The organism is Muricoprocola aceti, assembly GCF_025567005.1.
Taxonomy (GTDB): Bacteria; Bacillota; Clostridia; order Lachnospirales; family Lachnospiraceae; genus Marvinbryantia; species Marvinbryantia aceti.
This window is the reverse complement of sequence record NZ_JAOQKE010000016.1, coordinates 1-13,520: the sequence shown is the minus strand read 5'-3', so window position 1 is coordinate 13,520 and position 13,520 is coordinate 1. Positions and strand designations below refer to the sequence as shown.

The following is a 13,520-nucleotide window of genomic DNA, read 5'->3' as shown; positions in this document are numbered from 1 at the left end:
TGATTAACATCTGGAATCTATTCCGCTGAATCTAATATCAGTAATTATTTTATTTCGCAAAGTTCACAAAGTCTTCACACAATTATTAGCACTCTCTATTGACGAGTGCTAATTCATATGTTATATTACACATAGAACAAAGAAAGAGAATATGATTTTTCTTCCTGATATTCATAAATCAACACTTCGGGTTTCTCCGATAGTGCAAACTTTAGTTTATGTCATGAAAGGAGATATGACTTATGTTAATGCCTAGTATTTTTGGAGAAAATTTATTTGATGATTTTATGGATGATTTTGCTTTTCCGGACATCGATAAAAAATTGTATGGAAAACATGCTCCCCATATCATGAAGACTGATGTGAAGGAAAAAGACAACGCTTACGAAGTGGCAATTGATCTTCCTGGATTTAAGAAAGACGAGATTCAGATCCAGCTTGAAAACGGTTATGTAACTGTAAGTGCAGCAAAAGGTCTGGATAAAGATGAAAAAGATAAGGAAGGAAAATATATCCGCCGCGAGCGTTATACCGGAAATGTAAGCAGAAGCTTTTATGTAGGAAATAATGTTCAGAGAGAAGACATCCATCCGAAATTTGAAAATGGTATTCTTTCCTTTACTGTTCCAAAAGAGCAGAAGGCAGTAGAAAACAACTCACATTATATTTCCATCGAAGGTTAATCTCAAACGGGCAGGGAATAAAACCCCTGCCTGTTTTAAAAGCCAAATGCAATCGGAAAAGAGGTTTTTGATATGAGTAAAACGACATCAAGAGTATTATGGATTTTAGCCGGAATCTTTCTGATTATAACCGGGATCGGATGTTTGAGGAATCCCGGAAAAATTCTTTATGGTCTTCCCATTATCTTTGGAGTTGCCATGATGTTTTCCGGCATTATAGATATTGTGATATTTGCAGCCGGTCATGATTATATGGCAGGATCTGGCTGGTTTCTTGCTGACGGCATTCTAACCGTACTGATGTCTTTATTCATTTTGGGAAATGGATGGTTTACAGCAATGACTATTTCCTTTATTTTAGGAATGTGGCTGATTTTTTCAGGTATCACCAAACTGGTTAATTCCTTTGACCTTCAAAAACTGGGAGTAAAGGGCTGGGGCTGGTTTACAGTACTTGGAATCCTTCTGACTGTGATTGGTTTTCTGTCATTCACACATCCATTTGCAAGTATTGCAGCTATGGCCTGGGTAATCGGATTTTTCCTGATCCTACAGGGTATTGTATCTGTCATGCGTGGATGCTTTTCCAATCGCTTCTGGATGTAAAATATAACAAAAAATAACATTGCCAAGGAGGAAAAAAGGCACCTCTTCATATAGATTCGGCTGCATACAAAATTGTGTGCAGCCTTTTTTAACGAATGCCTAATTCCAAAAACAATTTGAATATTCTTGTGCGATGAAATCGCACTTCCGGAAATCTGGAAATCAGATGTCTGGGAAGTGGAAATCATCTTATGCGAGTTTACTCGCGTAATGTTTTATTGCTAACTTTCTGTGTACTTTCACATCACTTCTCTGGCTTCTTAACTGTGCCCTGCGAAGACTGTGGGCTGCTTCATCAGCAGCTGCAATCGTTGCACCGGAACCATCTACAGCAGCATTATCATCTCCATTCTCTCCCATTTGATTTCTGGCATATAGTGCCGCACCGGCTGCTACCTTTCGACCCATTCCTGTTCCGGCTCCATGGATCATGCCGGATCCTTCATCTCCAAAAGAAAGTCTCCCCGATTTTGCCTGTTCTTCTGTCAGTCTCTTTCGGACACGTTTCTTCTTTACTTGATCTTTCTGATCCGAGCTACCGGATACTTCCGGAATCTGTTCCTGAGAATGAAGCTTTCTCTGGTACCGGCTGTCCTTTCTTTCTATGATTCTTTCACTGCTTGCTTTTAAAAAAGTTCTTGCAGGTCTTTCTTCAGATGCAATATCCGAAGACATTCTTAATTCCTGCACATACCTTCTCATGCGTCGGTTATCAGTTCTTCCGGAACTGTCCGACAGCCTTTTGCCGGGAGCCGCATTTTTCTCATCCCGCTCCTTACTGTCAAGTTCAGGTTCATCCCGGCTTTTCTGGCCGATTTTCTTCACAGAACCTTCCCGGAGTGTTTCTTCCGTCAGACCTTCTCTTGTCATTTTAGAAAAGATCTTGTCTTTCGCTGTATATTCCTTTCCTGCCATCTTTCCTCCTTTCCATCGAAAAAGACATAAGAAAAAGGCCATCTATCGTCTTCACGGTAAATGACCTTTCCTAAGAATCCCATTTTCAATTAAATCATTTTGTTTTCATAATCCTGTAATTCATGAAAAATATTATCTACAAACACAATATCCTCAACAATTCGATACAGCATAAAATACCTATGTGAAAGAAAATTTATCCTTCGATACCCCAGTTCTTTTAATCGAGGATTATCACACGGCTTCAAACTTCCTGCAACACTTTTAAGGCTCCGAATAGTAGCCTCAAAATCATCCAAAACATTTTTCGCCGCCTGATCACTTTTTTTCACCATAAGCAAATATCTGATGTATTGATTTAGATCTTCTTCTGCATCTGCTGTTACTACTACTTTATATTCCATACTTTTCCCTCATATCAGCAATAACAGCATCCGCATATCGATAGTTACCCTTTGATGCAGATACTCTTGATTTCTCCAGTTTCTCCAACATCATTTCTTCAGACATGGCAGCATACGGATTATGCTCCACCCGTTTTATCTCAAATGGGAAACCGTTATTTGCAACAGCTTGTGTCAAAAACATCCGAATTGCAGAAGTAGTATCTGTGCCAAGATCTTTAAACAACTGGTCTGACTTACTCTTTAACTCATCATCAACACGTACTTGAATTGTACTAGCCATTCATTATTCCTCCATTTCTTTTTTATTATTATAATACACAATCATTGCTATTTCAATTCATTTGTATTGATTTTGCATCCAACTACAACAATCCGCCCGTTTTTATGCGAATACTCACAGGTAGAAAGAGTGATCAGTTTATCTCCATACCGGGCTGTATAACCTATGTCGTAATATGACCGTTTTTTACATTCTTTGACAAATTCCAGATAATCCTCAGCATTTTCTGCCTTAGTAAAAGAGTAGTATTCAAAATCATGCCCGGTATACACCGGAACAGCAAAGGCTGCTATGATCTGATACTGTTCCTTCCCATGAAGTGTGCTGTACTGGATGATCGGATGTTCCTGATAGAATTCTTCTGACTTATAACGATCCAGAGCTGCAAACATTTTTCCTGAACTCATATGATGACCATAGATAATCAGGTTGTCTGCATCTTCCGGATCACAAAGTTCTGAGAGAAATGGTGTCCCACTCACATCGTATTCTTTCTCAAAATTTCTTCGGAGATAGAAGTTCTTTTCCGCCGGATGATACATGACCGGATAATCGATTGCTGTCCCTTCAATCTTTATCCATCCAATGCAGTCCGGATTCTTTTCATGTAAAGCCAGAAGGCCAGAATCAACAATAGCAGAAGGATTACTGTCTCCCTCAGCATCATCTTTTTTATCGTTGGTTTCCTGTTCTTCATGGATTTATCGAATAGAGTCGAATCCTGTTTCGCTTTTTCGATCTTCCAGATACATTCCCATCAGAAAATAGAGGCTGATGGAGAGAAGGATAATGGAAACTACAAACAGAATCCTCGATATCCATTTTCTCATTTCCTTTCTGCCTCCAGTTTCTTTCGTTCCTCCACCTCTTCCGGTTTTGTTGTCATCAAGGAATACAGTTTCAGACTCTTATCGAACTTATCCTTGAATGGAATGATGATATTTCCATAGAAAAGGAGACCTTCGCCTTCCCCGGAATTCGTTACATAGGATAACTGATACGGTGAAATGTTCAACTGTTTCGCCAGAATCTGTCTGTCACCGGCAGCCTGATTCAGCATCAGGATAAAATCACTGTTTTCAAAGATATTCTCAATCTCCCGGCTGGCCAGAAGGTCTTTGATATTCTGCGTGATTCCTGTGGGAATTCCACCCCATTTGCGGAATCTCTTTCAGATTTCCACAGAATAAGCTGCGGTCTGTTCCTCTTTCAGAAGAAATCTCGATAGGTCAGACGCTTTCACGCCTTTCGCCCCGAGCCACACCGTGCAAGCAACTTTCATTGCACACGGCGTTCCATGGGATAAGTCTTTATTGCTAATACAGTTACTTCAAAGTCTGGTTAATTGTTATAAGGTTAATTGCTTCCAATCCTGCTTTAGCTCTCCATTTGTTGAGCTTTGCAATCTTGGCAGGTGCCCTGCAATCGAATAAATCGATGAGGGACTTGATGATTTTCACGTCATTAGAATAGATAAGGCTCTTTATATCTTTGTGTACGATTCTGAGGTTTGCATATTCATCCGTACCACCTTGGCTTGGTGGATTAAGATATATGCATTCCACATCTTCAAACGCAAGAGACACCTTTGAGAGTTCACACTTACCCTTTGATGCCACAAATCTTGATAGGCGGTTGTCACAGAATTCGATACTATGATTCGTGTCGTTATCTCTACTCAACTTCAACAGCGTTTCTCCATATTCAGATTTAGCAAGCATGCGGTGAATACGTTCACGTCCCTGTGGGGTGTAACGATTGGTGTCCACTTGGAAGAACATCGGATTCTGCGTTCTGCAGTAAGCTACAGGAACAACAATCATTCCATTGATATATCTAACCTGCTTCGACTCCCCATACTTCTGATAGAAATATTCGTCCATTGCACCTTTCAATGTCGGTGGTCTTTCCTTGGAGAGGTCTGCACGACTGTTCAGTCTCGTCTTCATGGTTATATCAATCGACGGGAACAGTCTGTGAACATCCGCATTTATCATCTGGGTATGACCACAATCTTCACATATACTGATGTTAGCTCCATAGGCACCGGTCTTACAGTTGATGATACAGTGTGCGACCTTAGACTGCACCGGAGAAGGTGAGTATTTTTCAAGATATCCGGGATAGAATCTCAAAAAGATATCCTGTACCGTTGGTTTATCCAAAAGCTCCACCTTCTTCCTTGTCAAAAGGACTGACGATGCCAAGAACTGTTTTATTGCTCAAGTGCAGATAAATTTCAGTAGATTTAGGTGAACGATGTCCAAGTAATGATTGAATATATCGAATATCAACGCCATCCTCTAAGAGATGTGTTGCCAAACTATGCCTTATACAATGGGAATGTACATCTTTGGGTAAACCTGCTTTTTTTACGGATTTACGCATTTCCAAACCAGTAGCTGAAGGAGTAAGATATTCACCTGTCCACTGATTCGGAAATAGAATTCCTTTCGGCTTGCCACATTTAAACCAGTACTCAGTAAGAATGTCGAGAGCTCTTTTGGATAAAATAGCATAACGAGAGGAATGTGTTTTTGAATTGCGGATATAAATCTGCATATTTGTACGAGAAATGTCCTCATAGTTAAGGTGAATTACCTCCGATACACGTAATCCGGAAGAATACATAAGTGCAAACATTGCTTTGTATTTTAAGTTAGGAGTAGCATCAAGCAGCCTTTCAACCTCTTCGCGAGTCAGTACACGTGGGATAGCATAGTCATTGATGGCTCTGGGAACAAGGTTATCATTCCAAAGTTTTCCTAAAACACGCTTATAGAAAAATACCAATGAGGCATTTTTATTATTAAGTGTAGATGATTTATCGCCTTTGTCCTTTAAATATAAAAGGAAATCTCTTGCGTCTTCACAAGTGAGATCTTCAGGGTGTTTGTTGATAAATTTCAGAAAATCTCTGACATTATTTTTATAAGTTCGAATGGTGCCGGGTTTCAGATTTCTAAGCTTGCCAACATCTTCGATTTTATTAATATATGATTCATACATAAAATAACCTCCATGAAATAAATGTGGTAATAACGATAGTAACTACCCATCATGGAGGTGCATTTGCAAAATAAAACTGCTTGTGTAAGCAGCCTAAAGATGATATTCTTTTCATAGGCAGTTGTTGGGACTAAGCCCGTGTTTGAAGTTTGTTATTGGTGGTACTTTAACAATACTATCTTGGGCCAATCCTGTCACTGCCTTTTTTAGAAAAAGTAAAAAACTGCGCCACAGCCTTGGCAGGCCATCGCGCAGCGATTTTGTCCACTTCCAGTTTGTCGAACTGAAAACAGAATGAACGGGACGCATTGGTTCAAATAGCCAGTGCGCCCTCTTTTTATGCTCAACGCCCTTTGGCTGTTACATAGGTGGTGACATCATTGCAGTTCGTCACTTCTCAATGTACAATATGGTCAAAAGAAAGGGGTTGTTCCTATGAAGATGATTTTGAAGGTATTGGCACTGCCGTTGTTGTTCATTGTAACTGTTGCTTGTATCCTCGGAAATTTGATTACCAACATTTCCTCTCATGTGATTGCTCTATTGCTTCTGGTGATTGCAGGCTCCTCCATCTACTGCATCGTAAAGGCACTGTGGACTTCCCTGGCTATCCTTGCCGGTATGGGATTGGCAGCAATCCTTATAATCTTCCTGTTGGTATGGGCAGTTGTAAAACTTGAAACTTTGGGAAATTATATCAAAGAGTTTATTTCTTATTAAGATGGGAGAAACGGATGGACATAAGGCGGAAAAGCAAGCCTTTGATCAGTTGGATGGGCAAAAGGTTCCTTCCCGTCAGGCTCTGCATGAGGAGTTTAACCGGTTGTTGGGTGAGAAAAAACAAGCCTATGCAGAATATCGTCAGGTGAAGAAAGAGATGCAGGAATATCTGATTGCCAAGCAGACGGTTGAGCATATCTTGGGTATTGACCGTCACAAACGAGTGGAAGAGAAGAAACAACAAAAAGAAGAACAGCGCTGAAGGTAGAGAAAGAGCCACGGTCCATTCCGTTTTGGAGTGTGAGACCGTGGCCACTTTTTTGCATTTTACTTCGATATAATATGCTGATCATCACCTGTCGGAAATAATCATGTCAATTCCTTGCTGCAAGGTTTCTTCATCAATTGCACCCGTTGCTTGAGCGATTGCGTTTCCCTCCTCATCAATAAAATATGTGGTAGGCAGTGAATAAACACCGTAGGTTGCAGCGGCATCCTGATCTGTATCGTAAAATACCGGGAAAGAATAGCCCTGTTCTGCGATGAAAGCAGATGCAGTTTCCACAGTCTCTCTGGAGCCATCGGTCATATTGATGATGAGAAACTGTACTTCTTCACCAATTTCCAGATACTTTTCGTTAAAATCAGGCATTTCCATTTTACATGGACTACACCAGCTTGCCCAGAAGTTTAGGACAACGGATTTCCCGATAAAATCCGAAAGATGAACTTCATTTCCATCCAGATCGTAAACTGTAAAATCCGGGGCCAATATCTTTTCTGATTCATTCTCTTGTGTTGTTGGAGTGGAGGCTTCTGTGGATTCGGGTTCCTGCGGTGTTTGTGTAGCAAGCAGATTGGGAGCCAGTTTCTGTCCAAGCTGTTTATATAGAATTCCTGCGCCACCTAAAATGAGAACAAACACAAGAACGAGTATCTTTATTATCTTCTTTTTATTCATAAACCCTCCTCAACTAAGCAGGTTGAGTAGCTGTCCCAGCGTTCCTGTTGCCATCAGGATACCCACCAATATCAGGAAACAGCCGCTGACAGTATTGATGATCCGGTAGTGTTTTTTAATCCAGTTGAAGGCTGACTTCAAATAGTCGATCAGAATAGCACTGAGAAGAAAAGGAATGCCAAGTCCCAACGAATAGCAAAGCAGCATCAACATACCTTTGATTACATGACCTTGCTGAGAGGCCAGCATCAAGGCAGAACCGAGGAATGCGCCCACACAAGGTGTCCAGCCCAAGGAAAATATTATGCCAAAGAGCATAGCGGGGAAGAACCCCATCTCACGACTGTTTAATGTTTTACTGCCGCCTCTGAACAAATTCATTTTGAAAATGCCCAGAAAATTGAGGCCAAAAAGAATTACTATCAATCCGGAAATTAAATTCACTGCACCTTTGTATTCTCGCAGGAAGCTGCCAATGGTGCCTGCCAAAGTGCCCATTGCCACAAAGATTACAGTAAACCCACTAACAAATCCCAACGCTCCCAACAAGGTCTTTTTTGTGCTGCGTTCTCCACCACCTGCAAAATAGGAGATATAGATGGGCAGCATGGGAAGCAGGCAGGGTGATATGAAGGTGATAATGCCCTCCAGGAAAGCTACTGCGTATTGCATGAACCGCTGCACCCCTTTCCGAAAATACCGGACAACAGCCAGCCGATAAAGCCCATATAGGCCATCGTGATGAACGGGTTAGAAGTCAGCGGACAAGCTCCAGTGGGGCATCCCACAAAGTAGTAATATGCAAGGCCAACTAATGCGCCGCCTGCGGTAAAAAGAACTGGCTTCAGCCATTTTTTAATTTTTTCTTTCATCTCACATTCCTCCTGCTAAATATTCCTCTGCATAGTGAACAGCAGTTGCCCCATCGGCTACAGCAGTTACGACCTGCCGTAATGCCTTTGTGCGGACATCCCCAACGGCGAACACACCGGGGATGTTGGTGCGGGTACTCTCATCTGCAATAATGTATCCAGCCGGATCAATCTCAATCTGATCTTTCATCAATTCGGTGGAAGGCTTTCTTCCCACGCTTACAAATACACCATCGCAAGCAAGGGTACTTTCTTCTCCAGTTTTCACGTTCCTAATCTGGATACCGGTCAGCTTTTCGTTATGGAGCAGAGCTATAATCTCACTGTCCCAGAGAAATTCTACATTTTCTGTTTTTATCAAAGGTTCATGGTAAATCTTTGTTGCTTTTAGGGTGCCTCTGCGGTGGACGACGATGACTTTTTTGCAGATACGGGAGAGAATCAGCGCATCCGCCGCAGCGGTATTGCCACCTCCTGCGATGACAACCGTTTTGTTCCGATAGAACATTCCGTCACAGGCCGCACAGTAATGGACACCTTTACCGATTAACGCCTGTTCCCCATCAACACCCAGCTCTCTGGGACCGGCTCCTGTAGCCAATACGATGGATTTTGCGTACATAGCGCCTTCGCTGGTCACAGCTTTCTTTACAGAACCTGACAGTTCCAGAGACAGCACCTCAGTCAGCTTGGTTTCCACACCAAACCGCTCCGTTCCTCGCTTCATTTTTTCTCCCAGGGAGAAACCGTCGATGCCATCCTCGAAGCCGGGATAGTTGTCGATTTGCTCGGTCAGAGCCATCTGCCCACCGGCAGACAGCTTTTCTAAAACCACGGTGTCCATTCCTGCTCTTGCAGCATAAAGGGCTGCGGTATACCCGCCGGGACCGCCACCTACAACGATCATGTCATAGATATGCTGCGCATTATTTACTTCCTGAGTCCGGTGCTGTAAGGTTTCCTCAATAAAAGCCACCAGCTGCGCTCTGGATTCCGGAGCGACGATAGAGCCAAGAGTCTGTCCGCTGTGATAGATCAGCAGAGTAGGGACAACTTCAATAGCCTCGGTCTCAGCCAATTCCGGTTCATCATCAATGTTGACAGCAGTGAATACCAGCGTATCCTTATATTCCTCAGCAACGCTTTCCAATGCTGGAGCCAGACGGCGGCAATATACGCACCAAGGGGCTGAAAACTCCACCAGAACAGTCTTTCCGCTATGCACCATTTCTTCAAATTGATTTCTATTAATATTGATAACTGCCATATTGCCAGCTCCTTTCCTTTGCTTGATTATAGTATAGCCAATCTAAAATAACATTTCGGTGATGATATCACATAAAATAGTGCGACATTGCTGCCGCACTAAACTTTTTCGTTATTAAGTAACTCGAGGATATGTTCACTGGAACGGATGATTTGAGACTGCTTATCTTTTATGGATGTTTTTCTTGCCTCCTCCAGCGAGAGAGAAGCATATAAATGAACCGTGTATGCTTCCTGCCTGAGAGAATCGTTATACTGTTCAGCTGAAAGATATTGTTTCTCAAGAATACTAATTTTACTTTGGAGATCACTAATCTGCTGTTGAAGCGACATCACTTTTTTCTTTTGAATATAGAGGAAAGAAGTAAGAAGAAGTAGTAGTAATATGATTGATAAGATAATAATAATCATTCTTATTGCTTCCCCTCCTTTAACAAAAGATAAGCCTTAACTGCATTACGGAGCGTTTCTGGTAGAACGGGAACAGGCAAGATGATCACCTTACCCGTATTCTTTTCAATCGTTATTTCTGATTCCGGTTGATTGGACAGAAGAATTACGGGTGTTCTTTTATCCGCCCGCCATGGCTGATCCGGCTGTTTTGTCAGCGCCTCTGTAACAACCCAAAGCATAGGCTTTTTCTTTCCAAGCTTTTTTCTTGCAGCTTCCGGGGTTTCAAATACAAGGATATGTTTGGATAACTTCTGCAGCACCAGTCTCAGTCCGTTCCCATAGGCTGAATCACTGCACATAATGGCAATCGTGGCATTTGATTGCTCATCTTGTGATGCCTTTATAAAATCAAGAACTGGCGTATTATAAAGGTTGAAATCTTTTTCTGTATGTACTGCTTCATAATAAGCTCTGACCGCTTGACACATTCTTCGGCAAAACTGTTCAATATCGATACGGATGTCCATAAGGCTATTGTCAGAACCAATTCTATCCAGTTGACAAACTGAGGTTCCGCAATTCACGCCCAGGTGAAAACGAATCGAAGTATTGTCCTCAGTATTTGCAAAGCCTTTGTTCTGGTGTAGGTATTCACAGCGAAGCTGCCAGCATCGTTCTCCGCAGATATAGGGCGAGATATCCTGCGCAGAGACTTTAAAGAAAGGTGCTGCGTATGTATCAAACCAACGAATATATTGATTTCCTACATCACGAGTTGGTCTCTGGTTTCTGTCCAGAACAGCACGCCCATCCCGATAACGCTTTACAATTTCTGGGAAAGCAATTCCGCCACAAATATCAGGCAAAGTCAGCGCCAATGCCAAAGCAGATTGCCAGCGTCCATCCTCAATGTTCAGTTCTACTTCCTCTATGCGATGTAAAAAGGTAAAGCTGGCATTATCTTGAATCATAGGCATCCTCCTGTAAAAAACCGCCTGCCGGGAAACCGACAGGCGGCATACTGCCTTTTATACTTCCATCATCTATAGGCTATTGATTCTTAGTAATTTTCCGCACGCACTTCGAAGAATGCCTGAGGATGCTTGCAGACAGGGCAGATCTCAGGAGCCTTGGTTCCTACTACGATATGTCCGCAGTTACGGCACTCCCAGATGGTAACGCCGCTCTTCTCAAACACCTGCATGGTCTCCACGTTGCTCAAAAGCTTGCGGTAGCGCTCCTCGTGCATCTTCTCAATGGCAGCTACGCCACGGAACTGTTCAGCCAGATCATGGAATCCCTCCTCATCAGCTTCACGAGCCATGCGGTCATACATATCCGTCCACTCGGCGTTCTCACCTTCAGCAGCATGGAGCAGGTTCTCGGCAGTATCGCCCAGCTCGCCCAGAGCTTTGAACCACAACTTGGCGTGCTCCATCTCGTTCTGTGCAGTATGCAGGAACAGAGCAGCAATCTGCTCGTAACCGGCTTTCTTGGCTACTGAAGCAAAGTAAGTATATTTGTTGCGTGCCTGAGATTCACCAGCAAAGGCTTCCCACAGATTTTTCTCGGTTTTGGTGCCTGCATAGGGATTCTTTGCAGGAGCCGCAGCATCCTCAATCTTCACAAACTTGTCGGCGGGCTGCTTGCAGATGGGGCACTTAAAATCAGGTGTCATAGGGCCTTCGTGAATGTAACCGCAGACTGTGCATTTCCATTTTTCCATTTTCTTTTCCTCCGTTTTTTCATTGAATTGAATGTTTTTTAACAGGGATTCCACAGCATCCACAGGAATGCCGGGATACGTTTTAATACTTTCCAGAAACGATCTGGTGTTGCTGCTCTGAGGCAGCATAAAGCCGGCTTCTCTGCACAGATCCTCAGCCATCAGGCGAGAGGATTTTTCCACAGCGACGCTCAAGACATCAGGAAGCTGCGAAGCAATGTTCTCTGCATTGGCTTTGCTTTGAACTAAGCCACGAAGCGCTTCGACAACTTTTTCTTCTTTCGGCTGCTGCGGCGGCAGTTCTTTTGGAACCATAGAGATTGCAGAGGATGGACAGGCTTCGGCACAGGCACCGCAGCCGATACACTTTTCAGGATCAATGATGCTGTTCTCTGTATCAGTCGCTCCGGTTGGGCAGACATAGAGGCAAAGGCAATCCTTGGTACATAAGCGAAGATTTCTTACTGCATATTTTTCAGCCATAGTTATGCCCTCCCTTCCATTTTTTCAAATTTCCAACTGGGAACCTTACACACCGGACATAGCTCCGGAGCTATGTCACCAACATAGACAAAACCACAGACCGTGCAAACCCAGACACCGGTGTTTTCCAACATCTTGTCTCCCTCAGATTCATATCGAGTCAGCAGAGATTGGAGCATTCGGGTAACCTTTTCACTCCACACCTGACAGCGCAGACCACCCCGATCAGGCTTTTCACCGGCTATAGCATTGCCATAGGGATACCCTACAGACAAATCCTTGTCAATGAGTTCCAGCAGCTTGGCTGTGCTGGCCTCCTCGACGGGCGCAGCCTTGCTTCTGAAGAACTCTGCCAGTTTTCTGAAATCATCTGCCTGCTGGGGAAGATACTGCTTTTCGCAGCCACGGGCCAGATTGGAGCAGATGATGCTCATTTCCATGGGAGAGAGTTCCTTGTCCACATGGGGCTTTTCAAGGATCTCCTGGGACGCTGTTTTTTCATCTTTGGGTTTGAAAGCGTCTTTGCCTGCTTTACAGACAGGACACTTCCAATCGGCAGGTAGGTCTTCCCACTTGCCACCGACAGCTTCATCGTGGATATATCCACAAATGCCGCAAACATATTGTTTCATAGGTTTTACCGCCTCCTTTATCTATATTTTATCAAATCACGACACATATTCCGTGACTTAATCACCTATTTCAGTCGCAGGAGTGATGGCCGCAGCCGTGGGAACCGCAAGAGTGACCTTCCCCATGGTGGTCGTGATGATCACACCGGACATTGGGGTTGAAGTCCAGCTCGCCTGCTGCCAGTGCTTCTGCTGCTGCATCAGCGTTGCCGGAAACACCACCATAAAGCCGGATACCCACATCGCTCAGTGCCATCTGGGCACCGCCGCCAATACCGCCGCAGATCAGGGCATCCACCTTCAGTGCACTCAGGACGCCTGCCAGTGCACCATGTCCGCTGCCGCCAGCATCCACAACCTCAGACGAAATGATTTTTCCATCTTCCACATCGTAGATTTTAAACTGTTCGGTGTGACCGAAGTGCTGAAAGATTTCTCCGTTTTCATAAGTGACTGCAATTCTCATAATATTATCTCCTAGTATAATAATGATGTAGTCAATGAAGACTACTTGATTAACAAGTTTCTATAAATCAGATAACAGAAGAGGGTGTTCTTCCTTCATCA

General features: G+C 43.3%; 18 protein-coding genes and 5 pseudogenes. 4 read left to right on the top strand and 19 right to left on the bottom strand.

Annotated features, from left to right (window positions below; translation table 11 throughout):
* Window positions 1–242: 242 nt before the first annotated feature.
* On the top strand, window positions 243–683 hold the full coding sequence (locus OCV47_RS11480; RefSeq protein WP_262655201.1) for an Hsp20/alpha crystallin family protein: 441 nt from the start codon (window positions 243–245) through the stop codon (window positions 681–683).
* A 72-nt stretch (window positions 684–755) separates the two neighbouring features.
* Window positions 756–1,289, top strand: a complete 534-nt coding sequence (locus OCV47_RS11475) for an HdeD family acid-resistance protein (RefSeq protein WP_154433055.1) — start codon at window positions 756–758, stop codon at window positions 1,287–1,289.
* A gap of 189 nt (window positions 1,290–1,478) precedes the next feature.
* Here OCV47_RS11475 and OCV47_RS11470 read toward each other — a convergent pair whose 3' ends face one another.
* The 8 genes and pseudogenes from OCV47_RS11470 to OCV47_RS11435 all read right to left on the bottom strand — a co-directional run bounded on the left by OCV47_RS11470 (window position 1,479) and on the right by OCV47_RS11435 (window position 5,900).
* The gene (locus OCV47_RS11470) at window positions 1,479–2,204 is read right to left on the bottom strand and encodes a hypothetical protein (RefSeq protein WP_262655200.1); all 726 of its coding nucleotides are present in this window, start codon (window positions 2,202–2,204) and stop codon (window positions 1,479–1,481) included.
* Between the two features lie 89 nt (window positions 2,205–2,293).
* Entirely contained in the window at window positions 2,294–2,608 is a 315-nt protein-coding gene (locus OCV47_RS11465; protein ID WP_262655199.1) for a type II toxin-antitoxin system RelE/ParE family toxin, read from the bottom strand.
* Window positions 2,598–2,891 carry a type II toxin-antitoxin system RelB/DinJ family antitoxin gene (locus OCV47_RS11460; RefSeq protein ID WP_154433266.1) on the bottom strand — a complete coding sequence of 98 codons (294 nt, stop codon included), beginning with the start codon at window positions 2,889–2,891 and terminating at the stop codon, window positions 2,598–2,600. Before OCV47_RS11460 ends, OCV47_RS11465 begins: the two co-directional genes overlap by 11 nt.
* 47 nt (window positions 2,892–2,938) lie before the next feature.
* Entirely contained in the window at window positions 2,939–3,463 is a 525-nt protein-coding gene (locus tag OCV47_RS11455) for a class B sortase (RefSeq protein ID WP_262655265.1), read from the bottom strand.
* A 129-nt stretch (window positions 3,464–3,592) separates the two neighbouring features.
* Entirely contained in the window at window positions 3,593–3,721 is a 129-nt protein-coding gene (locus tag OCV47_RS11450) for a hypothetical protein (RefSeq protein ID WP_262655198.1), read from the bottom strand.
* A pseudogene (locus OCV47_RS11445) lies at window positions 3,718–4,122 on the bottom strand (VirB4-like conjugal transfer ATPase, CD1110 family); the annotation flags it as partial. The pseudogene OCV47_RS11445 and the gene OCV47_RS11450, both read right to left, overlap by 4 nt.
* Window positions 4,123–4,885: 763 nt before the next feature.
* A pseudogene (locus tag OCV47_RS16235) lies at window positions 4,886–5,056 on the bottom strand (transposase zinc-binding domain-containing protein); the annotation flags it as partial.
* Window positions 5,049–5,900 (bottom strand): tyrosine-type recombinase/integrase, encoded by an 852-nt coding sequence (locus OCV47_RS11435; protein WP_262655196.1) that lies wholly within the window; start codon window positions 5,898–5,900, stop codon window positions 5,049–5,051. The pseudogene OCV47_RS16235 and the gene OCV47_RS11435, both read right to left, overlap by 8 nt.
* Before the next feature lie 435 nt (window positions 5,901–6,335).
* Here OCV47_RS11435 and OCV47_RS11430 point away from each other — a divergent pair, with 435 nt between their 5' ends.
* Entirely contained in the window at window positions 6,336–6,620 is a 285-nt protein-coding gene (locus OCV47_RS11430) for a hypothetical protein (protein ID WP_262655195.1), read from the top strand.
* Window positions 6,577–6,882: a hypothetical protein gene (locus tag OCV47_RS11425; protein WP_262655194.1), complete on the top strand. Its 306-nt coding sequence runs from the start codon at window positions 6,577–6,579 to the stop codon at window positions 6,880–6,882. Before OCV47_RS11430 ends, OCV47_RS11425 begins: the two co-directional genes overlap by 44 nt.
* Before the next feature lie 90 nt (window positions 6,883–6,972).
* Here the strand turns inward: OCV47_RS11425 and OCV47_RS11420 are convergent, their stop codons facing one another.
* From OCV47_RS11420 to OCV47_RS11375, 11 genes and pseudogenes are all read right to left on the bottom strand, one after another.
* Entirely contained in the window at window positions 6,973–7,581 is a 609-nt protein-coding gene (locus OCV47_RS11420) for a TlpA family protein disulfide reductase (protein ID WP_262655193.1), read from the bottom strand.
* Between the two features lie 9 nt (window positions 7,582–7,590).
* Complete coding sequence (locus tag OCV47_RS11415; protein WP_262655191.1) at window positions 7,591–8,253, bottom strand: cytochrome c biogenesis CcdA family protein; 663 nt, start codon at window positions 8,251–8,253, stop codon at window positions 7,591–7,593.
* Window positions 8,238–8,453 (bottom strand): hypothetical protein, encoded by a 216-nt coding sequence (locus OCV47_RS11410; protein WP_235249362.1) that lies wholly within the window; start codon window positions 8,451–8,453, stop codon window positions 8,238–8,240. The genes OCV47_RS11415 and OCV47_RS11410 overlap by 16 nt, the downstream gene beginning before the upstream one ends.
* Window position 8,454: 1 nt before the next feature.
* Complete coding sequence (gene trxB, locus OCV47_RS11405) at window positions 8,455–9,360, bottom strand: thioredoxin-disulfide reductase (protein WP_262655264.1); 906 nt, start codon at window positions 9,358–9,360, stop codon at window positions 8,455–8,457.
* A 66-nt stretch (window positions 9,361–9,426) separates the two neighbouring features.
* Window positions 9,427–9,720 (bottom strand): annotated as a pseudogene (locus OCV47_RS16070) (thioredoxin family protein); the annotation flags it as partial.
* A 98-nt stretch (window positions 9,721–9,818) separates the two neighbouring features.
* Entirely contained in the window at window positions 9,819–10,130 is a 312-nt protein-coding gene (locus OCV47_RS11395; RefSeq protein WP_262655190.1) for a hypothetical protein, read from the bottom strand.
* 2 nt (window positions 10,131–10,132) lie between these two features.
* Window positions 10,133–11,083: a hypothetical protein gene (locus OCV47_RS11390; RefSeq protein WP_262655189.1), complete on the bottom strand. Its 951-nt coding sequence runs from the start codon at window positions 11,081–11,083 to the stop codon at window positions 10,133–10,135.
* Between the two features lie 89 nt (window positions 11,084–11,172).
* Window positions 11,173–11,733 (bottom strand): rubrerythrin, encoded by a 561-nt coding sequence (rbr, locus tag OCV47_RS16065; RefSeq protein ID WP_334296353.1) that lies wholly within the window; start codon window positions 11,731–11,733, stop codon window positions 11,173–11,175.
* An 18-nt stretch (window positions 11,734–11,751) separates the two neighbouring features.
* Window positions 11,752–12,321 (bottom strand): annotated as a pseudogene (locus OCV47_RS16060) (ATP-binding protein); the annotation flags it as partial.
* 2 nt (window positions 12,322–12,323) lie between these two features.
* Window positions 12,324–12,953, bottom strand: coding sequence for a rubredoxin-like domain-containing protein (locus OCV47_RS15800; RefSeq protein ID WP_317244333.1), 630 nt, complete (start codon window positions 12,951–12,953; stop codon window positions 12,324–12,326).
* Between the two features lie 70 nt (window positions 12,954–13,023).
* Window positions 13,024–13,431: pseudogene (locus OCV47_RS11375) on the bottom strand (NifB/NifX family molybdenum-iron cluster-binding protein); the annotation flags it as partial.
* Window positions 13,432–13,520 lie beyond the last annotated feature (89 nt).

Excerpts from the sequence above, each read along its gene's own strand:
- OCV47_RS11480 (WP_262655201.1), top strand. The coding sequence starts at position 243 with ATGTTAATGCCTAGTATTTTTGGAGAAAATTTATTTGATGATTTTATG.
- OCV47_RS11475 (WP_154433055.1), top strand. The coding sequence starts at position 756 with ATGAGTAAAACGACATCAAGAGTATTATGGATTTTAGCCGGAATCTTT.
- OCV47_RS11470 (WP_262655200.1), bottom strand. The coding sequence starts at position 2,204 with ATGGCAGGAAAGGAATATACAGCGAAAGACAAGATCTTTTCTAAAATG.
- OCV47_RS11465 (WP_262655199.1), bottom strand. The coding sequence starts at position 2,608 with ATGGAATATAAAGTAGTAGTAACAGCAGATGCAGAAGAAGATCTAAAT.
- OCV47_RS11460 (WP_154433266.1), bottom strand. The coding sequence starts at position 2,891 with ATGGCTAGTACAATTCAAGTACGTGTTGATGATGAGTTAAAGAGTAAG.
- OCV47_RS11450 (WP_262655198.1), bottom strand. The coding sequence starts at position 3,721 with ATGAGAAAATGGATATCGAGGATTCTGTTTGTAGTTTCCATTATCCTT.
- OCV47_RS11435 (WP_262655196.1), bottom strand. The coding sequence starts at position 5,900 with ATGTATGAATCATATATTAATAAAATCGAAGATGTTGGCAAGCTTAGA.
- OCV47_RS11430 (WP_262655195.1), top strand. The coding sequence starts at position 6,336 with ATGAAGATGATTTTGAAGGTATTGGCACTGCCGTTGTTGTTCATTGTA.
- OCV47_RS11420 (WP_262655193.1), bottom strand. The coding sequence starts at position 7,581 with ATGAATAAAAAGAAGATAATAAAGATACTCGTTCTTGTGTTTGTTCTC.
- OCV47_RS11415 (WP_262655191.1), bottom strand. The coding sequence starts at position 8,253 with ATGCAATACGCAGTAGCTTTCCTGGAGGGCATTATCACCTTCATATCA.
- OCV47_RS11410 (WP_235249362.1), bottom strand. The coding sequence starts at position 8,453 with ATGAAAGAAAAAATTAAAAAATGGCTGAAGCCAGTTCTTTTTACCGCA.
- trxB (WP_262655264.1), bottom strand. The coding sequence starts at position 9,360 with ATGATCGTTGTAGGTGGCGGTCCCGGCGGGTATACCGCAGCCCTTTAT.
- OCV47_RS11395 (WP_262655190.1), bottom strand. The coding sequence starts at position 10,130 with ATGATTATTATTATCTTATCAATCATATTACTACTACTTCTTCTTACT.
- OCV47_RS11390 (WP_262655189.1), bottom strand. The coding sequence starts at position 11,083 with ATGATTCAAGATAATGCCAGCTTTACCTTTTTACATCGCATAGAGGAA.
- OCV47_RS15800 (WP_317244333.1), bottom strand. The coding sequence starts at position 12,953 with ATGAAACAATATGTTTGCGGCATTTGTGGATATATCCACGATGAAGCT.